Source organism: Plantactinospora sp. ZYX-F-223, from assembly GCF_039649625.1.
GTDB lineage: Bacteria > Actinomycetota > Actinomycetes > Mycobacteriales > Micromonosporaceae > Plantactinospora.
On record NZ_JBDJAV010000002.1, the window covers coordinates 290,140 to 315,481 of the forward strand.

Genomic DNA, 25,342 nt, shown 5'->3' on the forward strand with positions numbered 1-25,342 from the left:
CCAGCCAGCTCGGCCGGACAGACCAGACGCGGTCCGCGTTCTCCACGTCGTCGTCTTTCCGACAGTCCCAGTCTCCCGGGCCACCGGATCCGTGTCGGCGGTTGTACGCCGTCGCGTACGGTGCCACCGCCGGGTCCGGCGAACCGTCCCCGGTCCGTCGGGCACCGGTTTACCGGAGGAGGGATCGCCCGAGTGACCACCACCCCCGCCGTCCAGCACATCGCCATTCCCCGGGTACGCCCCGGGATGGTCGGCCGCCTCACACTGTGGTTCGTCGTCGCCGCCAACGTGGCCGTGGTGAACACGCTATTGGTGCTGTCCCCGTACCCGGGGTCGAACGTCTACTTCGTCCTCGGCCGGTTCTTCGGCCTGCATGCCGCCATGATCATGGCGTTGCAACTGCTGCTGGTCGCGCGGCTGCCGTGGCTCGACCGCCGGATCGGGATGGACCGACTCACCGCCTGGCACCGGTGGACCGGCTTCACCCTGCTCTGGACGATCCTCGTCCACGCCACGTTCACGGTGGTCGGTCTCGCCATGATGTCCGGGACGTCGATCGGCGGGCAGGTCGTCGACCTGGCGTCGACCTGGCAAGGGGTGTTGTTCGCGATGATCGCGGCCGGCCTGCTGCTGTCGATCGGACTCGTGTCGGCCCGATTCGCCCGCCGCCGGCTGGCCTACGAGACCTGGCACCTGCTGCACCTCGGCACGTACGTCGCGGTGCTCCTCGCCCTCACCCACCAGATCGCGGTGGGCACCACCTTCACGGCGTCCGCGTTCGCCACGGCGTACTGGTGGACGCTCTGGGGCGTCGCGCTCGGCGCCGTGCTGGTCGGCCGGGTGCTCCTGCCGCTGTGGCGCAACCTCCGCCACCGGTTCCGCGTCGAGCGGGTCGTACCCGAGTCCGACACCGTCTTGTCGATCTACGTCACCGGGCGCCACCTCGACCGGTTGCCGGCCCAGGCCGGCCAGTTCTTCCTGTGGCGCTTTCTCACCCGTGACCGCTGGTGGCAGGCCAATCCGTTCTCGCTCTCCACGGCGCCCGACGGTCGATCGCTGCGGCTTACCGCCAAGGCGGTCGGTGCCGGCACCACCGCGCTGCGCCGGGTCCGGGTCGGCACACGGGTGTTCGCCGAGGGACCGTACGGCGCGTTCACCGGCATGCACCGGACCCGGCCGGCAACCCTGCTCGTGGCGGGCGGGGTCGGGGTGACCCCGATCCGGTCGCTCCTGGAGAGCCTCGACGGTCACATCGTCGTGCTGTACCGGGTGCGCGCCATGGCTGACGCCGTGCTCGTGGACGAACTGCGGGCGCTGGCGGACGCCCGCGGCGCCGAGCTGCGGCTGGTCACCGGCCCGTCCCGGCCGGTACCGCCGACGGGCCCGATCTTCGGGCCGGACCACCTGCGAGAGCTGGTACCCGACATCCACGAGCGCGACGTCTTCGTCTGCGGCCCGGCCGGAATGACCGCCGCCGTGCTGCGCAGCCTCCGGCAACTGCGCGTGCCGCAGCGCCAGGTGCACACAGAGCGGTTCGGGCTGGCCGGCTGATCCGGGGGTACCGGGACGTTACGGGTACGGCAAACGGATCCAGTTCGCGGAGCAACTGCTCCGTGGGGGTGGCACGCTGATCCATTCTGCCGACCCGTCCGGTCCGCCGCGCCCGCATTTCCGGACGCCACCTTCGTCGGCCCGGGTGACCCGGACCGGCGACGCGGGGCCGGCGGCGACTTCCTAGCATGGTGGGGATCTGCCGCCGGACGGGCGGTGTCGGAGGCGGCGAGCGGATGTTACGGACCAAGGAACAGATGGCAGCGACCGGTGGCGGCGGACGCCCGTCGGCACGATCCACCCGGCTTCCGGCCGGGCCGGGGGCGTCCGGCGGGATCATCGAGCGGGCCGGTCGGATCGCCCGGCCCGACCAGCGGCTCGGCCAGCTCGTGCCGCGCCGTCCCGAGGGGATCACCGGGAACCAGTGGAACGCGGCCAGCCGGGGCCGCTTCGACTTCGTGGTCTCCGACCCGGGCGGCCAGGCGGCGCCGTTCGCGGTCGAGCTGGTCGACACCAGCGTGCAGACCGCGCAGACGCAGCGGGACGACCGGATGAAGCACGCCGTCTGCGACGCGGTCGGCCTGGAACTGCTCCGGATCGAGTCGGCGACGTTGCAGCCGGCCACGCACGGCCGGCGGATCGTCGAGTACGTCATCGACGCCCGCGCCTTCCTGTCGGCGACCGGCGACCCGGCCGAGTACGCCGAACTGGCCCCGGACGCCCCGGGTAGCTACCGCGACATCGTCGGTCGGCTGCCGGACGGCAACAGCGGGCACGTCAACGATCTCGGGGCGGTCGCCCGGGCGGCCGCGGTGGACGCGTACGTCAACCGGGAACTGGTCGACCCGATCCTGCGCAGCCTGCACCTGGACTGGAAGGACGGCCCGGCCGAGGGCTGGGCCTGGCTCCAGGTGCGGCCCGGGGCGTACCTCTTCGAACGGGTCCGGATCCGGCAGTACCGCTTCTCCTGCGGCATCGAGCCGGGCCGGCTCGCCGAGGACCTGGCCACGATGGCGGTGGGGGAGCGGCTCCGGTTGCGCGAGACCGTCGAGTTGCCGTTGACCGGCCGGGAGCGGCTGGCCGGCGAACTCGACGGGTTGCGCCGGCGCCGGGAGGAACTGCTCAACCCGTACGCCTTCGAGCACGTCTCGTTCGACTAGGCGTCCAATCCCACCCTGCCCCGACAGCGGGTGCGCCGGGACGGGGATCTTGCCGCGATTGACTACCGTGGAGTCGGGACGATCAAGAGAGGGGGCGGTCGTGGCGGAGCGGACAGGCGCCGACCAACCCACCGAGCCGGCGGAGCCGGAACCGGGGCGCGGCGGCGGTGGACGTCGTACCCGATCGGTCGCCACCGCGCTCGGCGCCGCGTTCATCGCGCTCGCCTCGGTCGCCACCGCGTACATCGACCACCGGGCCGAGTCGTTGGACGCCGAGCAGGAGGCGCGGGACCGGGCCATGTTCGCCGAGGTCTGCAACGACCCCGTCCGGGCCGCCGCGCTCGTCATGCACACCCCGTCGCTCGCCAGCACCTGTCCGACGGGCCTGCGGCACCTGCTGTCGATACCGGCGGACGAGGTCGAGCCGGGACCGGAACTCCTGGACGCCTATCTGGACCGGCTCTTCACGTTGCTGGACGCGCGGATCCCGAGTGACGTCACGCCGTACCTCCACGCGCTGCACCGTGACGGCGCCTACAGCGCCGCCCTCAACGAACTGCACCGCAACGCCCGGCGGTGCGAGGTGCTCCTGCCGACCGGCACTCCGCCGCCGGCGGCGCCCCGCCCGACCGGGAACTTCTGGGACGACTGGCAGCGGATCGAGGTCGCCCCGCAACCCCGGTCGGTACGGACGACCGAGGAGCCGGACGGGCACGTCGTCGTCACGGCCCGGGTGGTCGACACGACACCGGCGTGCCTGACCCAGCCCACCCTCGAGTCGGCCCCACCGCCCCGGTACGTCGGCACCACGGCGCTGACCCTGTCGTTCGGTACCGGCACCGGCCCGAGCGGCGAACGGGTGTGGCTGCTCGAACGCCTCGATGCCTGCCCGGTCCGACCGGACCCGCTGGCCGCGGAACCGGTGGTCAGCACGTACTCGCTGACCCGGCGCCGGTCGATCCGGAACGACGTCACCGACTCCCTCTTCCGCTACGCCGGCAGCACCTGTCCGGCGGCAACCCCCTGAGCCGGCGGCACGCAGGGCTGACGGACCAGGCGGTCACCATCGGTCCGGTCCGGGCCGCGGCTCCGCCGGACCCGGCCGGTACGGCTCGGTCCGCTCGGGACCGTCGTCCCGGCGGGCCCGCTCCCGCTCCTCCTCCTGCTCGCGGCGGCCGATCTCATCGATCTCCGCGACGACCTCGTCCAGGTCGGGGCCGTTCTCGCCGAGCCGCTGGCACCCGCTGCGCAGCGCCTCCGCGTAGCCGGGGACCGACAGCAGGTCCCGGGGGCGGGCCAGCCCGTCCCGGAGCTGCTCGCCCATCTCACGCAGCATCGGGTCCCGGCTGTCGGCCATCATCCTGAACAGCTCGTGCCGGCGTCGCTGCTCGTCGTGCAGCAACTCGCCGTAGGACGTCCTGGCAGCCGCGTCCAGCAGTTGGTCGAGGGTGGTCGAGGGGTTCCGCTCCTGCGTCATGGCACTCCTGTGCGGGTCAGGCCGGCAGCGCCGGCACGGCCGGCAGCGTGGGCAGCGGGAAGTTGCCGTCGAGGCGGCCGAACTGGTCACCGGAGGACTTGAGGCTGGAGGTGAGCGCGTCGAGCTTGCCGACGATCTGGATGATCTCCCGGCAGGCGCGTACCACCGTGTGCACCTCGCTGGCGAACCAGATGCCGAGGATCACCGCCACCGGAGCGCCGACGCCGGTGGACGCGGAGCCGGTGGCCAGGCCGGCCGCCATCGCGCCGGTTATCGCGGCGTCCGCCGCCTCGGAGATCAGGCTGCCGATGGTGTCGCTGAAGTCGAACGCTCCCTCGGCCGCGCTCGAATACTCCTTGCCCATCTGGAGCATCGCCAGGTGTGCGTCCTTCAGCGCCTTGTTGATGGTGTACATGGTGGTGACCGCCGCGTCGGCGGCGTTGCCGCTCCACGCGCTCGGCGTGCACTGCCCCGCCCAGGTGAGGTTCGACGACAGGTCCAGCAGGCAGTGGGCGGTCCGTTCGAGGGCGTAGCCGACCTTCGCCATGCCGGCCCAGTCACCGCAGACCGGCTTGAGGACGCCTTCGTACAGGTCGTAGGCGCGGTCGGAGAGACCGATCTGCCAGGCCGCCCAGGTCACCGCCCAGTAGGCGTTCCGGATCATCCCGGCCGGGGACGCCATGTCGTGCCACTTCGGTTCGAACGCCATCCGCTGGTTGAAGTCCGGCGGCTCGGTGAGGTGCACGAACGGTTCGGTCACGTCGGCGAAGCTCTCCCGTACCCTGGTCGCGGTCGAGCCGGTCGGGATCGGGTCCACGGCACGCCGTGCCGGACTGGGGTCGACGGCCGGCATGGTGCCGTCCATCCGGTCCGCGGCCGCCTGGTCGCTGTTGGCGTAGTACCTCCGGGCGGCGGCGACGCCGGCCGAGAAGCCCGGCAGCGTCTCGTTGCCCAACCTGCCGAGGAAGGCGCGGACGTCACCGTTGATCTTCTCGTGGGTGTTGTTGAACGCGTTGATGATGCCCTGCCCGCCCCAGACCATGTCGCCGTGCTTCTCGAAGTACCCCCGGGCGAGCTGGGCATCCTCGACGTGCCGGCCGGTAGCCTTCTCCAGTTCGTGCAGTCCGGCCGGATCGACATATAGCGTCACCACATACTCCAGTGCAGAAGAGTCGACGTACGCGCCGCACTGTAGGTGGGGCTCCGTTCACCGCGCTTTCAGTCGACAAACACGACCGCGCCAGGGGCGATGATGGCCGCCGGTTCCACCGGACGGATCGGGCCGGGTCCGCGCCGATACGGACCCGGCCCGATGTCTGGCCGCTGCCGGAGGGGGTCAGGCGGCGGCGCAGCTCAGGGTCGGTACGGCGTTGCTGCCGGTCTGCGACCCGAGGAACCCGAAGGTGGTGCTGGCCCCGGCGGCGAGACTGCCGTTGTAGCCGGTGTTCCGGGCGGTGACGCTGGATCCGCTGGTGGTGATCGTCGCGCCCCAGGAGTTGTCGACCTGTTGCCCGTTGGCGAACGTCCAGGTCACCGTCCAGCCGCTGATCGCGGCGCTGCCGGCGGTGACCCGTACGTCCGCCTGGAAGCCACCCGACCAGGTGCCGGTGACGGTGTACGCCGCCGAGCAGCCACCCGAGCCGCCGGCCGGCGGGGTACTCGTCGGCGGCGGGGTGGTGCGGGTCGGCGTCGGGGTGGCGGTCGGCTGGGGGTTGCCGCTGCCGCCGAAGTTGACGTCGCTGCACCAGTAGTAGTTCTGGTCGGCGTGGCTGGCCTTCCAGATCACGTAGACGATGTGCCGGCCGGACCGTCCCGGCGCGCTGACCGGGATCGTGATGGAGACGCCGTTCAGCACCGGGTCGCCGGTCTCCCGGGTGCCCTCGCCCGGCGCGTACCGGCCGGTTTCCCGGACCAGTTCGAGGTTGTTCCAGCCCAACCGCTGGGTGAGCGGGTTGAACCCCTGCCGGGTGACGTAGATCAGGAAGTAGTCCGCCCCGTGCAGCGCCTGGTCGTGGACGGTGACGTTGAAGTTGGTGCCCACGTTGGCCGCCTGCCAGTTGCCCGGGTTGTCCAGCGCGGCGTACCGGACGCCGCCGGTCTCGCCGGCACTGCAGAGTTGGCCGCTGGGCACGGCGGCCTGGTGGTTGCCGTTCACGCCCTCCCGGTAGAGGCCGTTCCAGTTCCACATGGCGTTCGGGTCGGCCTGCCAGGCTTGCCAGCACATCGGGTCCTGGGTGGCCATCGCCGGGTTCTGGAAGTCGTTGCCCCAGCGCTTCCAGCAGCCGTAGTTGCGCGAGGCCGGGTTGATCGTCGAGCCGTGCGCGTCCGCGGTGTCCCGCGAGACGGCGAGGGCGGTGGCGAGGAGGACGACCGTGGTCGCCGCGAGAGCGAGGATCCGCAGGACCATCGGGGCGCGGCGCCGGGCCGGATTCACAGGTTGGGCGAGTGAAGACATGGGATCCCCAGACGTCGGTTGCACGAGCGAGTACGCGGGAGGCTGCCCGGCGCTCCCGCACCAACCACCCGGCTCCGGCGGCGGTGTCCCTGCACAGAGATTCACATCGCCGAATGGTGCTTGTCAATAGTTTGGGATACCAACAAAGAGGGGTGTCGAGACCGGCAGCGCCTATTACCTCGACACCGACGAGTACGTCTACCACGTCAAGGGGCTGGCGGGGGAGATCGAGGTAGAGGAGGGGGAAACACACCGATAGCTGGCGGTGGCCGGGCTGGCTTCCTGACCCGTCATCCCGCCCGTGCTCAGATGCGGGGCTGGCCGCGTCGCTGCGCGGTGCGCTGGCGTACCTCGTCGAGGTGTTCGTTGATCGCGTCGACCTGGGCCGCGAGGCCCGGATGGTCGGCCCGGAGGTGTCGCTGCGCGTCGGAGAGCGGCCGGACCAGCGCGTTCGGGTCGGTGCCGCCGAGGGCGTCGTGCAGTTGGTCCAGGCTGGGGCGGGCCGCCGAACCGAGATCGGTCAGTGCGGTGATCTGCCCGGCGAGCTGGCGCAGGTCGGCACCGTTGTCCCGGGCCCAGCGGGCCGCCGCGCGGTCGCCGGCCCGGCGGTCCCGCTCGGCGCGTACCCGGTCGTCTCGGGTCTGCGGCGCCGCGTCGTCCTCGGCCGGACGCAGTCGCAGGTAGCGGCGTTCGGCGGCCTGCCGGCTCGCCACCCCGAGCGCCGGCGCCAGCTCCGCCCAACTCGCCCCGCGTTGGCGTGCGGCGGCGATGAGCCGCGGCTCCCAGGACTCGAGTTCCGCACGCAGGTGCCGGAGCAGCACGAGAGCCGTGAGCACCTGGTCGACCGTTACCTCGGCGCCGTCTGCCGCCGTGTTCGCGGCTGGAGCTGGTGGCCGGTCGGCACCCCGCCTGGGGAAGGGGGCGGCGGGGTCGCCGACCTGGGTGGTGACCGCCTGCACGCGGTCGAACGCCGCGCCGGTCGGTGTCACCGCCGCGCTGGCCCCGGTCGGCCGCCCTGGGTCGGCCTGCCCCTGCTGGTCCATCCGTCTTCCGTTCTCGACATCCCGTCATCGGTTAGATGACGAATCTTCTTGTCATCGTTTCGATGACATGCTACAACGGATGTGTCGCGCATTGACAACACTGTTGCCAGCACGAGGAGGTGGATCTGATGTTGATGCGCACCGACACCTTCCGCGAGCTCGACCGGTTCGCGCAGCAGGCCCTCGGCACACTGAGTTCGGGCACCTGGTCCCGGCCGACGGCCATTCCGATGGACTCCTACCGCAACGACGACGAGTTCGTCGTCGCGTTCGACCTACCCGGGGTCGCCCCGGACGCGATCGAGATCAACGTCGAGCGCAACCTGCTGACCGTCCGCGCCGAGCGCCGGCCGCCGAGCCTCGGCGAAGGCGCCCGCGTCCAGGTCTCCGAGCGTCCGCTCGGGGTCTTCTCCCGGCAGCTCTTCCTGGGCGACGGTCTGGACACCGACCGGATCGAGGCGAGCCACGAGAACGGTGTGCTGGCCGTGCGGATCCCGGTGAAGGAGCAGGCGAAGCCCCGCCGGGTGGCGATCACCTCCGGCGGATCACGACAGAAGGTCATCAGCGCCTGACAGGCACAGCCGAACCGGTCCGGCGGTTCGCCGGCTTCCGGTGCCGTCGGCGGTGGGGGTGACGGAGATGCGCAGCGGCGTACGACACGAGGTCTCGACGCCCCGGTCGGTCCACGAGGCATTCGTCGAGCTGGTTCAGCGGGACGACGAACTGATGCGGGCAGAGTTCGAGGCGCTCATCGACGCTTGCTGGAACCCGCCGACACCCCCTCCGCCGGCTCGACCACAACCAGGGCCACGCCCTCCACTGTGGCCCGTCGGACCGCCCGACGGCGTACGGTTCGTCGCGGTCGAGGCCGGTCCCGCAGCAAACCGATGGCGTCGGCAACGCGGTCCTCCGGGCAACCGTACGGGCCGACCAGCACGCAGAGGCAGGTGATGACTCGGCCGCATCTCTCGTCGATTTCCTCTCCCGCGGGTCCCGGCGGACGGCAGCTCCGGTGGCGCGGCGATGGTCCCAGACACCGCGCCAGGCGCGTAGGCGTGACGGCCGCGCCGGCACCCGACAACCATCGGCCCGGCCCACCTCGCGTGGGCCGGGCCGCCGCGCTTCTTCCCCGCCCGCACGCGACCGCCGGATAGGGTGGAGCCGTGCGCCTGGTGCTGATGGCGGACACCCACGTGCCCAAGCGCGCCCGGGACCTGCCGCCGCAGTTGTGGGCGGCGGTCGACGAGGCGGACGTGGTCATCCACGCCGGGGACTGGGTGCACGAGCCGCTGCTCGACACGTTGGAGTCCCGCGCCGCCCGACTGGTCGGGGTGTACGGCAACAACGACGGCCCGGAACTGCGGGCCCGGCTGCCGGAGGTCGCCCGCGTCGAGTTGGCCGGCCTGCGGGTCGCGGTGGTGCACGAGACCGGCCCGGCCGCTGGGCGGGAGCGCCGCTGCGCCGACCGGTTCGACGGCTGCGACCTGCTGGTCTTCGGCCACTCCCACATTCCCTGGGACAGCGAGGCGCCGGGCGGGCTGCGGCTGCTCAACCCCGGCTCGCCGACCGACCGGCGCCGTCAGCCGTACGCCACCTATCTGACCGCCGAGATCTCGGACGGCCGGCTCGACGGCGTCGTACTGCACCGCCTGCCGGGCCGGACCTGACCCGGAGAGGAGCCGACCATGCGTGCCGAGCTGGCCGGGTACGCGCGGCAGGTGCTCGGCGCGAGGCAGGTGGTCGCGGACCGGTCCTGGGGGCACGGTGTCGCGGGCGTGCTGGAGGTGCGGGACGGCGACGGGGCCGTCTGGTTCGTGAAGGGGCACGGCGACCCGGAGCGCTACCGGCGGGAGTTGGCGGCGTACCGGCGCTGGGTGCCCGGGCTCGGCGGGCGGGCACCGAGGCTGCGGGCGTACGACGACGAGCGGCTCGCGCTGGTGCTGTCGGCGGTGCCGGGCAAGGCCGGCCTGTCGTACGCGACGGATCCGGAGGTGCAGCGCGAGGCGGGGGTACTGCTGCGCCGGTTGCACGGCACCGAGACGCTGGCGCTCTGGACCGACCTGGTCGCCGAGAAGCTCGACGAACTGGACCGGCTCTCGGTCCGGGCGAGCCGGCTGCTCGAAGCCCGGGAGCTCGACTTTGTCCGGGCCGAGCTGCGCAACCTCTCCGGCGTTGCGGCACCGGCCCGGGTGCCGTGCCATCTCGACTACAGCCCGCGCAACTGGCTGGTCGCCGGCGCCGACCGGCAGCGCGCCGAGGGGCGGGTGCACGTCATCGACTTCGAGTGGGCCGGGCCGGAGGTCTGGGTCAACGACCTGAACCGGCTCTACTTCGGCCCCTGGCGGGACCGGCCGGACCTCGCCGACGCGTTCCTGGCCGGCTACGGGCGTACCCTCGACGATGCCGACCGGGCGGTGTTGCACGCCTGCGGGGCGCTGACCGCGGTCTTCATCGTGGTCTGGGCACACGGGCGCGGCGAACCCGGTTTCGCGCAGGCGTGGCGGCAGAACCTGCGCCGGTTGATGGACGACTGGCGGTGAACCGGTCACCGGGCGCCGGGTAACCGGCCGATCGGCCCGGCGCGTTCCGATCATCCGCCTGCCAGACTGTAGGGGTGCATGACTTCGACGTGCTCGTGGTGGGTTCGGGGCCGGGCGGTCAGAAGGCCGCGATCGCGGCGGCCAAGCTCGGCAACCGGGTGGCGGTGGTGGAGCGGCAGCACATGGTCGGCGGGGTGTGCATCAACACCGGCACGGTCCCGTCGAAGACGCTGCGCGAGGCGGTGCTCTATCTGACCGGGCTGAGTCAGCGGGAGGTGTACGGCCAGAGCTACCGGCTCAAGGACGACATCACCGTCGCCGACCTGACGGCGCGGACCCAGCACGTCATCGGCCGGGAGGTCGACGTGGTGCGCAGCCAGTTGGCGCGCAACCGGGTACGGCTGATCACCGGCACCGCCCGGTTCGCCGACCCGCACACGGTGACCGTGACCGACCCGGTCGGGCGCGAGTCGAAGGTGACCGCCGAGAAGATCATCCTTGCCGTGGGTACCCGGCCGGCGCGACCGGCCAGTGTGGACTTCGACGAGCGTACGATCATCGACTCGGACGGCATCATCAACCTGGAACGGGTGCCGAACTCGATGGTCGTGGTCGGTGCCGGGGTGATCGGCATCGAGTACGCCTCGATGTTCGCCGCGCTCGGCTCCAAGGTCACCGTGGTCGAGCGGCGGGACCGGATGCTGGAGTTCTGCGACCTGGAGATCGTGGAGGCGCTGAAGTACCACCTCCGGGACCTGGCGGTGACGTTCCGGTTCAGCGAGGCGGTGGCGGCGGTGGAGCGGCATGCCCGGGGTGCCATCGCGGTGCTGGAGAGCGGCAAGCGGATCGCCGCCGACACCGTGATGTACTCCGCCGGCCGGCAGGGGTTGGGCAGCGAACTCGACCTGGAGAACGCCGGACTGGCCGCCGACGCGCGGGGTCGGATCGAGGTCGACGCGGAGTTCCGGACGACGGTGCCGCACATCTACGCGGTCGGTGACGTGATCGGCTTTCCCGCACTTGCCTCCACCTCGATGGAGCAGGGCCGGCTGGCGGCGCACCACGCCTGCGGCGAACCGGTCCGGGCCCTGTCGGAGGTGCAGCCGATCGGCATCTACACGATCCCGGAGATCAGCTTCATCGGCCGGACCGAGGACGAACTCACCCGGGACAAGGTGCCGTTCGAGGTCGGCATCTCCCGCTACCGGGAACTGGCCCGGGGCGCGATCAGCGGCGACTCGTACGGGATGCTGAAGCTGCTGGTCGCCCCGGACACCGGTCACCTGCTCGGGGTGCACATCTTCGGCACCGGGGCCACCGAACTCGTGCACATCGGACAGGCCGTGATGGGCTGCCAGGGCACCGTCGACTATCTGGTCGACGCGGTCTTCAACTATCCGACGCTGGCCGAGGCGTACAAGGTCGCCGCGTTGGACGCGATGAACAAGATGCGGCACCTCGCCCGGCTGCGGGACTGACTGACCGCCGTCGGCAATTACTCTCTGTCCACGATCCGTCACCTGAGCGTCGTGTCCCGGCTGGTGTCCACCCTGTTGAACCGGGTGACGGGCATTGGCCGAAGCGGACCGGGGAGGCGCGACGATGATGATCCGACGATGGTATGGCGCGGTCGCCTCCGTGGTCGCCCTCCTGGCCGCCGGGGCGGGAACGGTCCGGATCGCGTACGGGAACGCCGACCGCAACGACGACGACCGGGAGCGCTGGGGCGTCGTACGGGAACGGCTGACCGGCTACCAGGAGGACCCGTTGGCGATCTCGACCAGCGGCAACGGCGGGTTCAGCCTCGCCATCGACGAACAGGAGCAGGAGCTGACCTACCGGCTCAGCTACGAGGCGTTGGAGGGGAACGTCACCCAGGCGCACATCCACGTCGGCGGCCGGGCCCAGAGCGGCGGGATCAGCGTCTTCCTCTGCACCAACCTCGGCAACGGACCGGCGGGCACCCAGTCCTGTCCGGCCGCACCGGCCACGGTCACCGGGACGATCCGACCGGTCGACGTGATCGGCCCGACCGCCCAGGGGATCGCGGCGGGACAGTTCGACGAGCTGGTCGCGGCGGTCCGAGCCGGCGCCGCGTACGTGAACGTGCACAGCTCGCTCTATCCCGGCGGCGAGATCCGGGCCCAGCTCGGCCGTCACCGGCACTGACCGGTGGGACGGGCCCACGGCACCTCGTCAGGCACGAGGCGTGCGCCGGCCCGGCAGCCACCAGTTCCGGTCGCCGAGGAGCTGCATGGCCGCTGGCACCAGTACCAGCCGGACGATCGTGGCGTCGACCAGTACGGCGGTGGCCAGCCCGATCCCCATCATCTTCAGCGACCGGTCGTCGAAGGCGGCGAACGCGACGAAGACGCAGACCATGATCGCGGCGGCTGCGGTGATCACCCGGGCCGTCGCGGCGAGCCCGTCGGCGACCGAGCCGGCGTTGTCCCGGGTGCGCAGGTACTCCTCCCGAATCCGGGAGAGCAGGAACACCTCGTAGTCCATGGAGAGCCCGAAGACCACCACGAAGAGCATCGTCGGCACCCAGGCGTCGACCGGGCCACCGTCCCCGGTACCGAGCGGCCCGGCCAACCAGCCCCACTGGAAGATCGCCACGATCACCCCGTACGCCGCGCCGACCGAGAGCAGGTTCACCAGCACCGCCTTGAGCGGTACCAGCAGGCTGCGGAACACGACGGTGAGCAGCAGGAACGAGGCGACGAGTACCGCGCCGGCCAGCCACGGCAGCCGCCGGACGCTCAGCTCGGCGAAGTCGATCCCGGCCGCGTTGGCGCCGCTGACCAGGATCGGGAATCCGGGCTCGGCGAACGGCGGCAGCACCTCGTCGCGGAGCCGGTGCACCAGCTGACCGGTCTCCGCCGCCTGCGGACCCGTGCGCGGCGTCACCACCGCCACGCTGATCCCGCCGCCCAGCGGGACCACCTCGGAGATCCCGGCGACCCCGGGTGTGCCGGCCACCGCCCTGGCGGCGGCCCGCAGTCCGGTCGTATCGGCCGCCTTGGCCGGGTCGGCGCCGCCGGCCGGGTCGGCGCCGCCGGCCGGGTCGGCGCCGCCGGCCGGGTCGGCGGCCACCAGCAGCAGCGGACCGTTCGCGCCCGGTCCGAAGCCGGCGGCGACCAGGTCGTACGCCCGGCGAGTGGTGTCGCTGGTCGGCCGGTCGCTCGCGTCCGACCAACCGAGCCGCAGCTCCAGCGCCGGCAGGGTGACCAGCACCAGCAGGCCGAGCGCGACCGAGGTGAGTAACCACGGCCGTCGCTGCACGACCCGGCTCCACCGGTACGCCGGTGCCGGGCGCACGGCGGCCACACCCGGGTGCGGTTCGACGGTCGGGTGGCCGGTCGACCGGCGGTGCGGCAGGCCGAACCGGTCGATCCGGCGGCCGACCAGGCCGAGCAGCGCGGGCAGCAGGGTGAGGGCGGCCAGCATCACCAGCAGCACGCCGCAGCCGGCGGCCAGCGCCAGCCCGCCGCCGAGTTCCGGACCGAGGAAGAGCATTCCGGAGACCGCGATGATCACGGTCGTTCCGGCGAAGAGTACCGAGCGGCCGGCGGTCTCCATCGCCTCCACCACGGCCTCCGGTACGTCGACTCCCCGGGCGAGCGCGCTCCGGTAGCGGGTCACCACCAGCAGCGCGTAGTCGATGCCGACGCCTAGCCCGATCATGACGGTCAGGTAGATCGCGAAGTCGGGCATCGTGACGACGTGCCGGAGCAGCACCAGCAGGGCGCTGCCGCAGCCGACCCCGACCACCGCGACCAGCAGCGGCAGCCCGGCCGCGATCAGCGAGCCGAACGCCACCAGCAGGATCACCGCCGCCGCCAGCAGTCCGACACCCTCGGCGAGGCCGCCGGCCGAGGAGTCCGCGAAGGCGTTCCCGGCAAGCTCCACGGTGATACCGGGCGCGTCGAAGGCGTCCCGGATCGCGCTGACCTGGGCGGCGCGTTCGGCCTGCTCCGGCGCACTCGCCCCGGGACCGAGACCGATCTCGGCGGTGCCGATCCGCCCGTCGGCCGAGACCTGCCCGCCCGGCGGCTGGTACGGGCTGCCGACCGAGACCCCGGGTACCTCGTCGAGCCGGTGCAACAGCCCGTCGAGCGCGGCCCGGACGGCCGGGTCGCGTACGCCGGCCGGGGCGGCGACCACGAGGGTGCCGTCCGGCGCGCCGAGATCACCGAACCCGGCCTCGGCCAGCAGGTCGGCGGCTCGCTGGCTCTCCGACCCGGGCATCCGGAAGTCCACCCTCGCCGTACTGGGCAGTGCGCCGGCCAGTCCGAGCAGGGCGGCGGTGAGTACCGCCCAGCCCAGCAGCACCAGCCAACGGTGCCGTACGCAGGCGCGGGCTGTCGGGGCGAGTCCGAACATGGGGTGCTCCTCGGTCGTACCGGTCGGAATGGCGGTCCCGACGCTAGGTAGGCCGACCGCGGGCGGTCATCCAACCGGCGCGGGTGTTCGGCTACCGCCCTCGGCGTAGCAGGGACGGCCGGCGGGGCGAGGGCGGGCGGGGGAGACCTGCGGGGAGCGGCGACCGGGCAGCCGGGAGGGACAGCGGCGACCGGGCAGTAGGGCGGAGAGGCTGGCCGGAAAGGCCAGCGGGTCAGAGCCAGCCGGGGCGGACCAGCCCGGTCTCGTAGCCGATCACCACGAGCTGTGCCCGGTCGTGCACCGAGAGCTTGGCCATGATCCGGTTGACGTGCGTCTTCACCGTGGCCGGGCTCATCCGCAGCCGTTCCGCGATCTCGGCGTTGCCGAGCCCCTCGGCGACCTGGCCGAGCACCTCACGCTCCCGGTCGGTCAACCCGTCCAGCCGGGCGGCGCAGGGCTGCCCGTCCGGCCGGGCGGCGAACTCGGCGATCAGCCGGCGGGTGATCCCCGGGGCCAGCAGCGCGTCGCCCCGGGCCACCACCCGGACGGCGTGCCGCAACTCGTCCGGCTCGGCGTCCTTGCCGAGGAAACCGCTGGCGCCGGCGCGAAGCGCCGCGTAGACGTACTCGTCGAGGTCGAAGGTGGTCAGCACGATCACCCGTACCCCGGAAAGCCGGTCGTCCGCGACGATCCGGCGGGTCGCGGCGAGCCCGTCCAGCTCCGGCATCCGGATGTCCATCAGCACGACGTCCGGCCGGACCTCCCGGGCCAGCCGGACCGCGACGACACCGGTGGCCGCCTCACCGACCACCGCGATGTCGGCGGCGTTCTCCAGCAGGGCCCGGACCCCGGCCCGGGCCAGCGGCTGGTCGTCGGCGAGCAGGACGCGGATCATGCCACCGGCTCCGCGTCGAGCGGCAGCCAGGCGACGACCTGGAACCCGTGCGCGGGGCCGGGGCCGGGGCCGACCCGGAGCCGACCGCCGACCGCCGCCACCCGTTCGGCCATCCCGGCCAGCCCGTGCCCGGCCGGCTCCGCACACCCGGCCGGATCGGCACCCCCGCCGTCGTCGTCCACCTGCACCACCACCCCGCCGGTCTCGAACCGCAGAGTCACCACCGCCCGGCGCGCTCGGGCATGCCGCAGCACGTTGGTCAGCGCCTCCTGCACCACCCGGTACACCGTCAGGTCGAGGGCCGGCGGCAGCGGCCGGGGGAGGCCGGTCTCGACGAACTCGACGCGTACCCCGGTGCCGTCGAGCGTGCCGGCGAGGTCCCGCAGTTGGGCGACGCCGGGCATCGGCCGCCGCAGCCCGGCGCCCCGGTCCGGTCGCAGTACGCCCAGCGCCGCCTTCATCTCGGCCATCGCCTGCCGGCTGGCCGTCCGGATCGCCCCGAGCGCCGTCCTGACCTGTTCCCGGCCGTCGGCCCGGTCGACCGCCTCGGTGGCGGCGGCCGCCTGGAGGGTGATCACCGAGATGGTGTGCGAGGTGACGTCGTGCAGTTCCCGGGCGATCCGGAGCCGTTCCTCGTGCGCCCGGCGCAACGCCTCCTCCTCCCGACCGTGCTCGGCCGCGGCCAGCCGCCGTTCCACCTCCCGGACGTACTCGCGCCGGACCCAGGACACCTCGGCCAGTTGACCGATGACCACGACGACAAGCGACCACATCAGGGACGCCACCACGTCGTCCGGATTCCGGGCCAGCAGCAGGGCCGCGCCGACCGGCACCACGACGAGGAAGCCGGCGCCCGCCCAGCCCGTGGCGCGCCGGCCCCGCCCGATCACCAGGTGGACCGCGATCAACGCGGCAAGCGGGGACAGCGCGTACGGATACTGGAGGGCGAAGTATCCGACGCTGCCCGCGACGGTGACCGCGAGGGTCCAGTCCGGGTGCCGCCGCCGTACGGCCAGCGCCAGCGCGGTACCGGCCAGGATCAGGTACGCCCATACGTCGAGCGGGCGCGCGGCGGGCTGGTTCCGGGCCGCCGCCCACGACGTGTAGACCTGCAAAATGCCCACCCCGAGCACCAGCCCGGTGTCCACGGCCCAGGCCGGTGCGGTCAGCCCCCACCACCGCTGCTCCCGGTCCACCTCCGAACCGTAGCCAGCACCGGGGCCGCCGGCATCAACCGCCCGGCGTACGGCCGCTACCGCCGCCGCGGTACGCCCCGATCCGTTGTCGTTCCCTCCGTCGGCGACAGCGTCGCCACCACCTCGTCGCACGCTCTCCGCTTGGCGCCGGCCGCCTGAACTCGATGCACCACCATCCCGGGTCTCCTCTCGTCAGTCCATTCCGGTGATCCGGCGCAACTCTTCGTCCGTCGGCGCCACCGTCGGGCGAAGGGCCCGCACGGACGGCGGCAGGTAGTCGTCCCGGACAACCTGCAACCAGGTCGCCGCGACCTGCATCCGGGTGCAGTCCGGCAGGCCGCACGGCCGGCAGCCGTCGACACCGTACGGCCAGTGGTTGGTCAGTACCTGCCGGGCCACTGTGGTCACCAGCTTCTGCCCAGCGGCACCGGGCGGCGGGAAGTGCTCGGTGACGACTACCCAGAGCGCCCACTCGGCGGTCGGGCACCAACGGGCCCGGCACTGGCCGCAGCCGCGACCCTCGGCATGGTCGGTGATGATCCGGTGCGCCCAGGTGATCGCCAGGCCCGGCGCGCTCTCCGGCACCATGCTCACCGGAGCCGCTCCAGGGCCGCCCGGACGTCGCCGGCCGTCACCGCCGCCGGCAGGGTACCGCCGAGCAGCACCCTCACCGCGTGCTCCCGCCGGTGGACCTCGGTCGCCCACGACCAGAGCGGACATCCGTCCGGCCCGCACCGGCCGCACTCCCGCAGCGCGTGCGTGCCGAGCACGAGGCGGGCGAAGGCACACTCGACCGGCACCGGCCACTCCACCGTCAGCCAACGCCGCACCATCCGGATCACCGTCCCGTCACCTCGGTTCGGCTGGCGAGCGCGGCGGCGAGGTCGGCACGCGCCTGGCGGCGGCGGATGACCCGAAGCATCCGCATACAGCCGCCCCTGGGCGCGCACTCCGCACACCGGTGCCCGGCAAGATGCTGGGCCACGATCTGCTCGTCGGTCTGTTGTTGGTCCACCATGCCGTTCACGTCCGTCCCTCTCGGTCCGTGGCGCCCCGGAGCCCTACGTCACGGAGCGCCACTCTCAACCTGATCCGGTGGCCGGCCCGGGGCACCGGGGGCGGGACCCCGAGCCGGCCGGGGCGCTCGGTTGCGACCGGTGGTTCGACGTCCCACCGCCGTGCGCCCGTGGCGCGGACGCTACGGAGGGTGGCGGGACGGCTGAACGGCGCGTAGGACGCTTCAACGGACGTTTTGACGTTCCGGAAGCGTCCCCATTGCGGTTGTACCGTCGTGGGTGTGAACGACAGGCTGCGGGCAGCCATGCTGCGCGCCGAGTTGGACTCCACCGCGCTCGGCCATCGGATTGGGGTGGACAGCAAGACCATCGATCGCTGGATCGGTGGCCGAGTGCCGCACCGCCGGAACCGGCTGGCCGTCGCCGCCGCACTCGGCGAGGAAGAGGCCGCCCTCTGGCCGACCGCCCGGCCAGACCAGGCGCCGGGGTTCGCATCGACCGGCGAGGTCGTGTCGGCGTACGCGCACCGCGCTGAGGTTCCGACGGATCTCTGGGTGGGTCTGTTGACCGGCGCCCGGGAACAGATTGACATTCTCGGGTACGCCGCTCCGTTCATCTTCGAGCTGATGCCTACGGTCCACGACCTCATCGCCGAGAAGTGCGCGGCCGGCGCCCGGGTTCGAATCGCGCTCGCCGACCCGGACTGTGACCACGTGAAGGAGCGGGACGAGTTGGAGCAGCTCGGCGGCACTTTGCCCGGCCGCATCCGCAACGCCTTCACGATGCTCGGCCGCATCGCCGACATCGACGGCGTGCAGGTTGGCACCCACACCGTTCACCTCTACAACTCGTGGTTTCGGTTCGACAACCAGGCGATCGCGACCCCGCACCTGTTCCGGTATCGCGGCTACCAGCACCCGGCGTTGCATCTCCGCCGGCTGTCTGCCTTCGGCATCTTCGAGACCTTCGCCGAGCAGTTCCTACAGGTCTGGGACACAGTGCAGATGCGGGAGGTCAGCCGGTGAGCCGGCGCGTGGACTACTTCGACGATCCGTCCGCGCCGGCGGCGAACTCGCTGGTACCCGGCGGGGCCGCGCTGGTGGTCGATGAGCAGGGCCGCATCCTGCTTCAGCGGAGGGCGGACTCCGGGAACTGGTCGCTGCCAGGCGGCACGATGAATCTCGGCGAGACCCTCGGCGACGCCGTGATCCGGGAGGTCCGGGAGGAAACCGGACTCGACGTCGAGCTGACCGGCATCCTCGGGATCTACACCGACCCCCGGCACCTGATCGCGTACGCCGACGGGGAGGTGCGACAGGAGTTCGTGGTCGCGTTCACCGCACGCCCGGCCAGCGGCACGCTCGCGGTCAGCGACGAGTCCACCGAGGTCGGCTGGTTCGCACCGGCTGCCGTCGCGGATCTCCAGATGCACGAGTCGGTCCGGCTCCGGATCGATCACTGGCTGGCTGGGGCGGCGCCGCACATCGGATGACAGGATGAGCGGCCCGACGGCCGACCGGGGAGTAGTCGGTGCGCAGGCTGTCGAGCTGGGTGCACAGACGGGGCACGGAGAGCCGGGTTGTCGAGACCGCGCGTGGGGATGCGGTTCGGTCGATCGGCCGGCGGGGGTCGGGGCTCGGACAGCCCCGGGACAGTGGGCGCACAAGCGGGGCAGCTCGACAGTGCCTCCGGCAGATACCCCCACCCCCGCACCAGCTCGCACCCGACCCGACGTCAGGAGGTCGCCAGCTCGAAAGGACCGGGAGCCACGACCACGAGCCCGTCGACCGAGAGCGGTCGCAGGTGCGGGTGACGACCGGCGTGCGAGTCCACAAGGGATATCGGCCGGGGTACGCCTCGCCTCCACCGATCCGGTGGAATACAGCGCGCGGCGCACTGGTGCTCTTGACGGAACGTTTCGCCGTGGTTAATGTCCGGTAACTTTGTGAGCCGCGCCACAACAGAGAACCGGGGGTTCCCGGATGCTGCAGGTGCGCAATCTGGAGGTCGTCTACGACGACGTGATGCTGGTGCTGCGCGGGGTGAGCCTCGCCGTACCGCCCGGCGGGATCGTCGCGCTGCTCGGCGCGAACGGCGCCGGCAAGACCACCCTGCTGCGGGCGATCAGCGGCCTGCTCGACGTACACGACGGCGCGGTCACCAAGGGCACGGTCACGCTCGACGGGGAACCGATCCACCGGCTCCGCCCGGCCGCCGTGGTCCGCCGGGGCGTCTGCCAGGTGATGGAGGGACGCCGGATCTTCGCCGAGCTGACCGTGGAGGAGAACCTGCGGCTCGGTGGCCACACGGCGCACCGGCGGATCCCGGCCCGGCTGGAGCACGTCTTCGGACTCTTCCCGGTGCTGGCCCGGCGCCGCCGGGACACCGCCGGATATCTCTCCGGCGGCGAGCAGCAGATGCTCGCGATGGGCCGGGCCCTGATGGCGCAGCCGCGCTACCTGCTGCTCGACGAACCCAGCCTCGGACTCGCCCCCCGGCTGGTCGACCAGGTCCGGGAGCTGATCGCGGCGATCAACTCGACCGGTGCCGGGGTCCTGCTGGTCGAGCAGAACGCCACCATGGCGCTCTCGCTGGCCACCCACGGCTACGTGCTGGAGACCGGCCAGGTGGTGCTGGACAAGCCGGCCGAACAGTTGCTCGCCGACGACGACATCCGGGAGTTCTATCTCGGTCTCGGTGCCGCGGCCGGTGCCGGCCGGCGGTCGTTCCGGGAGGTCAAGCACTACCGGCGGCGCAAGCGGTGGTTGTCGTGACCGCCGTGGCGGCGGCCGAGCGCGCGGCGGGGCGGGGCGGGGGCGACCCGATCCTGCGGTTCGAGGACGTCCGGCTGCACTTCGCGGGGGTACGGGCCATCGACGGGGTGACCTTCACGGTCGGCCGGCACGAACTCTTCGCCATCATCGGGCCGAACGGCTCGGGCAAGACCTCCATCTTCAACGTCCTCTCCGGGGTCTACCGGCCACAGACCGGTCGGGTCGTCTTCGACGGCGTGGACCTGGTCGGCCGCCGGCCGCACACCATCGCGGCGCTGGGCATGGCCCGGACCTTCCAGAACGTCGAACTCTTCGGCAACCTCACCGTGCTGGACAACCTGCTGCTCGGCCGGCATCACCACATCGGCTACGGACCGCTCGCCGCGATCGGCTGGCTGGGCCGGGCCCGGCGGGCCGAGATCGCCAACCGGGCCGCGGTCGAGGAGATCGTGGACTTCCTCGAACTGGAACGGTGGCGGCGGATGCCGGTCGGGCTGCTGCCGTACGGGGTGCAGAAGCGGGTCGAGCTGGGCCGGGCCCTGGCGATGGAGCCGAAACTGCTGCTGCTGGACGAGCCGGTCGCCGGGATGAACCTGGAGGAGACCGAGGACATGGCGCGGTTCGTCCTCGACATCCGCGACGAGCTGGACATCCCGATCGTACTGGTCGAACACGACATGGGTCTGGTGATGGACCTGGCCGACCGGGTGCTGGTGGTCGACTTCGGCCAGGTCGTCGCGACCGGCAGCCCGGCGGAGATCCCGCACCACCCGGACGTCGTGCGGGCCTACCTCGGCGGCAGCGCGTCCGGCACCGCCGACGGCCGGCGCGACCCCGGGCAGAGCGGCGACGATCCGCGACGGGAGGAGCGGCCATGACCGAACCCGTCGCCGACGACACCGTGCCGGCCGACGTCGCGGTGACCGCGACCACCACTGCCGGCACCGCCGACCCACTGGCCGGCGCCGTCCCGGCCAGCACCATCGCGGTACGGGTGCGCGACCGCGCCCTCGCCACCCCGGACACGGTGGCGATGCGGGAGAAGGACCGGGGCATCTGGCAGGAGGTGACCTGGGCCGGCTACTGGGACACGGTGCAGACCGTGGCGCACGGGCTGCTGGCGCTCGGCGTGCAGCCCGGCGACCGGGTGGCAATTCACGCGGAGAACCGTCGGGAGTGGCTCTTCACCGACGTGGCGACCGTGGCGCTGCGGGCGATGACGGTCGGGCTCTATCCGACCAATCCGCCGCCGGAGGTCGGCTACCTGCTGGCCCACTCCGGCGCCCGGGTGCTGATCGCCGAGGACCAGGAGCAGGTCGACAAGGCGCTGGCGGTGATCGACGCCTGCCCGGGCCTGGAGCGGATCGTCTATCTCGAACCGCGCGGCATCCGGCACCGTTACCAGCATCCCGCGCTGCTCGGCTGGGACGAGCTGCTGGCGATCGGCGCCGAGCACCGGGCCGCCGAGCCCGGGGCGGTCGCCGCCCGGATGGCGGCGGCGACTGCCGAGGACGTGGCCACCCTGATCTACACCTCCGGCACCACCGGCCCGGCCAAGGGCGCGATGCTGACCGTCGCCAACGTGGACTTCGCGATCCGGGTACTGGTCGACGGTGGCGGCTTCACCGACCCGCCGCCGGGGCCGCACGACCTGCTGCTGTCGTACCTGCCGCTCTGCCACGTCGCGGAGCGGATCTTCACCACCTGGTTCAACGCCGGTGCCGGGGTGCAGGTGGCGTTCGCCGAGTCGATCGACACCGTGCAGGCGAACCTGCGGGAGGTCCAGCCGACCATCCTGTTCGGAGTGCCCCGGATCTGGGAGAAGATCCTCGCCGGAGTGACCATCCGGCTGGCCAACGCCTCGCCGGTGAAGCGGTGGAACGCCCGGCTCTGGCTCAGGGTCGCCGACCGGATCGCCGGCACGCTGGTCCGGACCGGTGGCCGGCACACCGCCGGCACCCGGCTGGCGTACGGGATCGGCTGGCTGTTCTGCTACCGGGCGCTGCGGGTGCGGATCGGGATGCGCCGGGTCCGGTACGCCGCCTCCGGTGCCGCCCCGATCGCCCCGGACGTGCTGCGGTTCTTCATGGGCATCGGCATCCGGATGCACGAGGTGTACGGGATGACCGAGAACACCGCGGTGGCCACCGGCAACCGGCCGGGCCGGGTCCGGCTCGGCACGGTCGGCGAGCCGCACCCCGGCGTGGAGGTGCGAGTCGACGAGGAGACCGGGGAGATCCTGACCCGGCACGGGGGTGTCTTCGCCGGCTACTTCCGGGATCCGGCGGCGACGGCGGCGGTGCTGGACGCCGACGGCTGGCTGCGCACCGGCGACGTCGGCGAGTGGGTCGACGGCACCCACCTCCGGATCACCGACCGGGCCAAGGACATCATGATCACGGCGGGTGGCAAGAACGTCGGCCCCTCCGAGATCGAGAACGCGCTGAAGGCGTCGCCGTACGTCAAGGAAGCGATCCTGGTCGGCGACCGCCGGCCGTACCTGACCGCGCTGATCGGGATCGAGCTGGAGACCGTGGGCGAGTGGGCGCAGCGCCGGGGGCTGGCGTACACCACCTATCGGGACCTGGCCGGCAAACCCGAGGTCCGGGCCCTGGTCGAGGGGCTGGTCGCCGCCGTGAACGCCGGGCGGGCGCCGGTCGAGCAGGTCCGGCGGTTCGCGCTGCTGCCCAAGGAACTCGACCACGACGACGGCGAGCTGACCGCAACCCAGAAGGTACGCCGGGCCGCCGTCGCCGAACGCTTCGCGGATGTGATCGACGAGCTGTACGCGGGCAGGCCGGCGACGACCGGGCCGGGGGAGGCGGGATGACCGAGCTGGCCGAGAGCCTGCTGCGCGGCCTGGGCACCGGCAGCGTCTACGCCCTGCTGGCCCTCGGCTTCGTCATCATCTACAAGGCGACCCGGGTGATCAGCTTCGCCCAGCCCGCCTTCATGCTGGCCGGCGCGGTGCTGGTCACCTACCTGGCCGGACCGGTCGGCTTCTGGGTGGCGGTACCGGTCGCCGCCGTATTCACCGCCGGGCTGGCGCTCGGGGTGGAACGGGTGGCGGTGCGCCCGATGGTCGGCCGGCCGGCGTTCGTGGTCGCCATCATCACCCTCGGGGTGGACGTCGCCGTCCGGGTGGTGGTCAACGGGTTCATCGGGCTGGACGTCCGGCACGTCGGCGACCCGTGGGGGCTGCGTACGGTGGCGGTTCCCGGCACCGGGATCGACCTGCAACAGCGGCACCTCGCCGCGCTGCTCGCCACCACGGTGCTGATCGTCGGGCTCTTCGCCTTCTTCCGCTACACCCGGATGGGGCTGGCGATGCGGGCCGCCGCGTACGACCAGGAGGCGGCGCTGGCCCAGGGCGTCTCGGTGGGTACGGTCTTCGCCCTCTCCTGGGGGCTGGCCGGTGGGCTGGCGGCGGTGGCCGGCACCTTCGCCGCCGCCGGGGCCAGCGTCGACGCGGCGCTCTGGCTGATCGCGCTGACCGCCCTGCCGGTGATCATCCTCGGTGGACTCGACTCGCTGCCCGGCGCGGTGGTCGGCGGGTTGGCCGTGGGGACGATCCAGGAACTCACCGCCACCTACCAGCAGCACGCGCCCTGGCTCGGCGGCAACGTCTCGGTGATCAGCCCGTACGTGCTGATGCTGCTGGTCCTGCTGGTCCGCCCGTACGGGCTCTTCGGCACCCGGGAGGTCGAGCGGGTATGACGATCCTGGGACGGCGTACCCGGCTGCGCGGGCGGCCGGAACTTTCCACCTCGTACGCCAGCGAACTGGCCCTGTTCGACACGGGCCCGAAACGGGCGGCGATGGCCGGGTTGCTGGCCGTCGCCCTCGCGTGTCCGTTCCTGCTCACCGACGAGGTACTGCAACTGCTCGCCCTCTGCTGCGTCGCGGCGATCGGGGCGATCGGGCTGGGCCTGGTCACCGGGTACGCCGGCCAGGTCTCGCTGGGGCATGCGTTCTTCCTCGCGGTCGGCGCCTACACGGCGGCGGCGATCAGCGGCGACCCGGACGGCCGGGTGATCGGGTTCGGGATCACCAACATCGCGGTCTGGCTGCCCGCCGCCGGCCTGGCCGCCGGGCTGGCCGGAGTGGTCGTCGCCCCGCTGGCCACCCGGCTGCGCGGGCTCTATCTGGCGATCGTCACCCTCGGCCTGGTCTTCATCGGGCAGCACGTCTTCAGCGAGTGGTCGGCGCTGACCGGCGGTGCCGGGGTCGGCCGGCCGGCGGCCACCCTGGAGTTCTTCGGGCAGCCAATCGCCGCCACCGGCCCGCTCGGCACCCGGGACCAGAAGCTCTACTGGCTGATGCTGCTGCTCCTGCTCGGCTTCGCGCTGGCCGCCGCCAACCTGGCCCGCTCGAAGGTGGGGCGGGCGTTCACCGCGATCCGGGACCGGGACATCGCGGCCGGGGTGATCGGGGTGAACCTGGCCCGGTACAAGACGATCGCCTTCGCCGTCTCGTCGGCGTACGCCGGCTGCGCGGGGGCACTGCTCTACACCATCACCGGGTTCTTCGACCCGGGCTCGTTCAGCCTGCTGCTGTCGGTGCAGTACATCGCGATGGTGCTGATCGGCGGTGCGGGCACCATCTCCGGCGCGATCGCCGGAGCGTTCTTCATCACCCTGCTGCCCCGGTTCACCCGGGAACTGCAGGCGTGGGTGCCGTTCCTCAGCGCCCAGCCGAACGAGGTGCCGAACGTCTTCCAGGTGGAGACGATCCTCTACGGCGTACTTCTCGTCGTCTTCCTCATCTTCGAGCCCCGGGGCCTGTTCGGGATCTGGGTACGGGTCCGCAACTACTGGAAAACCTGGCCGTTCTCCTACTGAGCCGACCT

At 72.2% G+C, this 25,342-nt stretch carries 25 protein-coding genes; 15 read left to right on the top strand and 10 right to left on the bottom strand.

Translation table 11 applies throughout. The annotated features are described in order from the left end of the window. Window positions 1–192 precede the first annotated feature (192 nt). The 3 genes from AAH979_RS03590 (at window position 193) to AAH979_RS03600 (ending at window position 3,738) form a co-directional block, all read left to right on the top strand. Entirely contained in the window at window positions 193–1,551 is a 1,359-nt protein-coding gene (locus tag AAH979_RS03590; protein WP_346256538.1) for a ferredoxin reductase family protein, read from the top strand. Window positions 1,552–1,808: 257 nt separating this feature from the next. Next, window positions 1,809–2,711: a DUF2726 domain-containing protein gene (locus AAH979_RS03595; protein ID WP_346256539.1), complete on the top strand. Its 903-nt coding sequence runs from the start codon at window positions 1,809–1,811 to the stop codon at window positions 2,709–2,711. Between the two features lie 100 nt (window positions 2,712–2,811). Further along, the gene (locus tag AAH979_RS03600; protein ID WP_346256540.1) at window positions 2,812–3,738 is read left to right on the top strand and encodes a hypothetical protein; all 927 of its coding nucleotides are present in this window, start codon (window positions 2,812–2,814) and stop codon (window positions 3,736–3,738) included. Between the two features lie 33 nt (window positions 3,739–3,771). On the opposite strand, the gene AAH979_RS03605 is transcribed toward AAH979_RS03600, so the two are convergent. The 4 genes from AAH979_RS03605 to AAH979_RS03620 all read right to left on the bottom strand — a co-directional run bounded on the left by AAH979_RS03605 (window position 3,772) and on the right by AAH979_RS03620 (window position 7,686). Next, entirely contained in the window at window positions 3,772–4,188 is a 417-nt protein-coding gene (locus AAH979_RS03605; protein WP_346256541.1) for a hypothetical protein, read from the bottom strand. 16 nt (window positions 4,189–4,204) lie between these two features. Continuing rightward, window positions 4,205–5,338 carry a hypothetical protein gene (locus AAH979_RS03610; RefSeq protein WP_346256542.1) on the bottom strand — a complete coding sequence of 378 codons (1,134 nt, stop codon included), beginning with the start codon at window positions 5,336–5,338 and terminating at the stop codon, window positions 4,205–4,207. A gap of 186 nt (window positions 5,339–5,524) precedes the next feature. Continuing rightward, window positions 5,525–6,595 (bottom strand): lytic polysaccharide monooxygenase, encoded by a 1,071-nt coding sequence (locus tag AAH979_RS03615; protein WP_346256543.1) that lies wholly within the window; start codon window positions 6,593–6,595, stop codon window positions 5,525–5,527. Between the two features lie 353 nt (window positions 6,596–6,948). Further along, the gene (locus AAH979_RS03620; RefSeq protein ID WP_346256544.1) at window positions 6,949–7,686 is read right to left on the bottom strand and encodes a hypothetical protein; all 738 of its coding nucleotides are present in this window, start codon (window positions 7,684–7,686) and stop codon (window positions 6,949–6,951) included. A gap of 128 nt (window positions 7,687–7,814) precedes the next feature. Here AAH979_RS03620 and AAH979_RS03625 point away from each other — a divergent pair, with 128 nt between their 5' ends. The 5 genes from AAH979_RS03625 to AAH979_RS03645 all read left to right on the top strand — a co-directional run bounded on the left by AAH979_RS03625 (window position 7,815) and on the right by AAH979_RS03645 (window position 12,395). Further along, on the top strand, window positions 7,815–8,258 hold the full coding sequence (locus AAH979_RS03625; RefSeq protein WP_346256545.1) for an Hsp20/alpha crystallin family protein: 444 nt from the start codon (window positions 7,815–7,817) through the stop codon (window positions 8,256–8,258). 591 nt (window positions 8,259–8,849) lie between these two features. After that, the gene (locus AAH979_RS03630) at window positions 8,850–9,353 is read left to right on the top strand and encodes a metallophosphoesterase (protein ID WP_346256546.1); all 504 of its coding nucleotides are present in this window, start codon (window positions 8,850–8,852) and stop codon (window positions 9,351–9,353) included. An 18-nt stretch (window positions 9,354–9,371) separates the two neighbouring features. Continuing rightward, window positions 9,372–10,226: a phosphotransferase gene (locus tag AAH979_RS03635; RefSeq protein WP_346256547.1), complete on the top strand. Its 855-nt coding sequence runs from the start codon at window positions 9,372–9,374 to the stop codon at window positions 10,224–10,226. A 74-nt stretch (window positions 10,227–10,300) separates the two neighbouring features. Continuing rightward, window positions 10,301–11,704 (top strand): Si-specific NAD(P)(+) transhydrogenase, encoded by a 1,404-nt coding sequence (gene sthA / locus AAH979_RS03640; RefSeq protein ID WP_346256548.1) that lies wholly within the window; start codon window positions 10,301–10,303, stop codon window positions 11,702–11,704. Between the two features lie 124 nt (window positions 11,705–11,828). Beyond that, entirely contained in the window at window positions 11,829–12,395 is a 567-nt protein-coding gene (locus tag AAH979_RS03645) for a CHRD domain-containing protein (protein WP_346256549.1), read from the top strand. 27 nt (window positions 12,396–12,422) lie between these two features. On the opposite strand, the gene AAH979_RS03650 is transcribed toward AAH979_RS03645, so the two are convergent. The 6 genes from AAH979_RS03650 to AAH979_RS03675 form a co-directional block, all read right to left on the bottom strand. Continuing rightward, a complete protein-coding gene (locus tag AAH979_RS03650; RefSeq protein ID WP_346256550.1) occupies window positions 12,423–14,612 on the bottom strand; it encodes an MMPL family transporter in 2,190 nt (729 codons plus the stop codon). Window positions 14,613–14,844: 232 nt separating this feature from the next. Beyond that, a complete protein-coding gene (locus AAH979_RS03655; protein ID WP_346256551.1) occupies window positions 14,845–15,507 on the bottom strand; it encodes a response regulator transcription factor in 663 nt (220 codons plus the stop codon). Then, complete coding sequence (locus AAH979_RS03660; protein WP_346256552.1) at window positions 15,504–16,703, bottom strand: sensor histidine kinase; 1,200 nt, start codon at window positions 16,701–16,703, stop codon at window positions 15,504–15,506. The genes AAH979_RS03655 and AAH979_RS03660 overlap by 4 nt, the downstream gene beginning before the upstream one ends. Window positions 16,704–16,895: 192 nt before the next feature. Next, complete coding sequence (locus tag AAH979_RS03665; protein ID WP_346256553.1) at window positions 16,896–17,297, bottom strand: hypothetical protein; 402 nt, start codon at window positions 17,295–17,297, stop codon at window positions 16,896–16,898. After that, window positions 17,294–17,545, bottom strand: a complete 252-nt coding sequence (locus AAH979_RS03670; protein ID WP_346256554.1) for a hypothetical protein — start codon at window positions 17,543–17,545, stop codon at window positions 17,294–17,296. Before AAH979_RS03670 ends, AAH979_RS03665 begins: the two co-directional genes overlap by 4 nt. Further along, entirely contained in the window at window positions 17,542–17,721 is a 180-nt protein-coding gene (locus AAH979_RS03675) for a hypothetical protein (protein WP_346256555.1), read from the bottom strand. The genes AAH979_RS03670 and AAH979_RS03675 overlap by 4 nt, the downstream gene beginning before the upstream one ends. A 303-nt stretch (window positions 17,722–18,024) precedes the next feature. Between AAH979_RS03675 and AAH979_RS03680 the strand changes: the two genes are divergently transcribed. The 7 genes from AAH979_RS03680 (at window position 18,025) to AAH979_RS03710 (ending at window position 25,334) form a co-directional block, all read left to right on the top strand. Then, entirely contained in the window at window positions 18,025–18,744 is a 720-nt protein-coding gene (locus tag AAH979_RS03680) for an XRE family transcriptional regulator (protein ID WP_318393970.1), read from the top strand. Beyond that, window positions 18,741–19,211 carry an NUDIX domain-containing protein gene (locus AAH979_RS03685; protein WP_346256556.1) on the top strand — a complete coding sequence of 157 codons (471 nt, stop codon included), beginning with the start codon at window positions 18,741–18,743 and terminating at the stop codon, window positions 19,209–19,211. The genes AAH979_RS03680 and AAH979_RS03685 overlap by 4 nt, the downstream gene beginning before the upstream one ends. Before the next feature lie 490 nt (window positions 19,212–19,701). After that, window positions 19,702–20,493 (top strand): ABC transporter ATP-binding protein, encoded by a 792-nt coding sequence (locus AAH979_RS03690; RefSeq protein WP_346256557.1) that lies wholly within the window; start codon window positions 19,702–19,704, stop codon window positions 20,491–20,493. After that, window positions 20,490–21,371, top strand: a complete 882-nt coding sequence (locus tag AAH979_RS03695) for an ABC transporter ATP-binding protein (RefSeq protein WP_346256558.1) — start codon at window positions 20,490–20,492, stop codon at window positions 21,369–21,371. The genes AAH979_RS03690 and AAH979_RS03695 overlap by 4 nt, the downstream gene beginning before the upstream one ends. Beyond that, a complete protein-coding gene (locus AAH979_RS03700; RefSeq protein ID WP_346256559.1) occupies window positions 21,368–23,323 on the top strand; it encodes an AMP-binding protein in 1,956 nt (651 codons plus the stop codon). The genes AAH979_RS03695 and AAH979_RS03700 overlap by 4 nt, the downstream gene beginning before the upstream one ends. Beyond that, window positions 23,320–24,210, top strand: coding sequence for a branched-chain amino acid ABC transporter permease (locus AAH979_RS03705; RefSeq protein ID WP_346256560.1), 891 nt, complete (start codon window positions 23,320–23,322; stop codon window positions 24,208–24,210). The genes AAH979_RS03700 and AAH979_RS03705 overlap by 4 nt, the downstream gene beginning before the upstream one ends. Then, a complete protein-coding gene (locus AAH979_RS03710; protein ID WP_346256561.1) occupies window positions 24,207–25,334 on the top strand; it encodes a branched-chain amino acid ABC transporter permease in 1,128 nt (375 codons plus the stop codon). Before AAH979_RS03705 ends, AAH979_RS03710 begins: the two co-directional genes overlap by 4 nt. The last annotated feature ends 8 nt before the right edge of the window (window positions 25,335–25,342 follow it).

What these genes read in the sequence shown, in the direction of transcription:
- AAH979_RS03605 (WP_346256541.1), bottom strand. Translation starts at nt 4,188, where the DNA reads ATGACGCAGGAGCGGAACCCCTCGACCACCCTCGACCAACTGCTGGAC.
- AAH979_RS03675 (WP_346256555.1), bottom strand. Translation starts at nt 17,721, where the DNA reads ATGGTGGACCAACAACAGACCGACGAGCAGATCGTGGCCCAGCATCTT.
- AAH979_RS03680 (WP_318393970.1), top strand. Translation starts at nt 18,025, where the DNA reads ATGCTGCGCGCCGAGTTGGACTCCACCGCGCTCGGCCATCGGATTGGG.
- AAH979_RS03595 (WP_346256539.1), top strand. Translation starts at nt 1,809, where the DNA reads ATGGCAGCGACCGGTGGCGGCGGACGCCCGTCGGCACGATCCACCCGG.
- AAH979_RS03625 (WP_346256545.1), top strand. Translation starts at nt 7,815, where the DNA reads ATGTTGATGCGCACCGACACCTTCCGCGAGCTCGACCGGTTCGCGCAG.
- AAH979_RS03620 (WP_346256544.1), bottom strand. Translation starts at nt 7,686, where the DNA reads ATGGACCAGCAGGGGCAGGCCGACCCAGGGCGGCCGACCGGGGCCAGC.
- AAH979_RS03635 (WP_346256547.1), top strand. Translation starts at nt 9,372, where the DNA reads ATGCGTGCCGAGCTGGCCGGGTACGCGCGGCAGGTGCTCGGCGCGAGG.
- AAH979_RS03615 (WP_346256543.1), bottom strand. Translation starts at nt 6,595, where the DNA reads ATGGTCCTGCGGATCCTCGCTCTCGCGGCGACCACGGTCGTCCTCCTC.
- AAH979_RS03710 (WP_346256561.1), top strand. Translation starts at nt 24,207, where the DNA reads ATGACGATCCTGGGACGGCGTACCCGGCTGCGCGGGCGGCCGGAACTT.
- AAH979_RS03690 (WP_346256557.1), top strand. Translation starts at nt 19,702, where the DNA reads ATGCTGCAGGTGCGCAATCTGGAGGTCGTCTACGACGACGTGATGCTG.
- AAH979_RS03650 (WP_346256550.1), bottom strand. Translation starts at nt 14,612, where the DNA reads ATGTTCGGACTCGCCCCGACAGCCCGCGCCTGCGTACGGCACCGTTGG.
- AAH979_RS03645 (WP_346256549.1), top strand. Translation starts at nt 11,829, where the DNA reads ATGATGATCCGACGATGGTATGGCGCGGTCGCCTCCGTGGTCGCCCTC.
- AAH979_RS03705 (WP_346256560.1), top strand. Translation starts at nt 23,320, where the DNA reads ATGACCGAGCTGGCCGAGAGCCTGCTGCGCGGCCTGGGCACCGGCAGC.
- AAH979_RS03700 (WP_346256559.1), top strand. Translation starts at nt 21,368, where the DNA reads ATGACCGAACCCGTCGCCGACGACACCGTGCCGGCCGACGTCGCGGTG.
- AAH979_RS03655 (WP_346256551.1), bottom strand. Translation starts at nt 15,507, where the DNA reads ATGATCCGCGTCCTGCTCGCCGACGACCAGCCGCTGGCCCGGGCCGGG.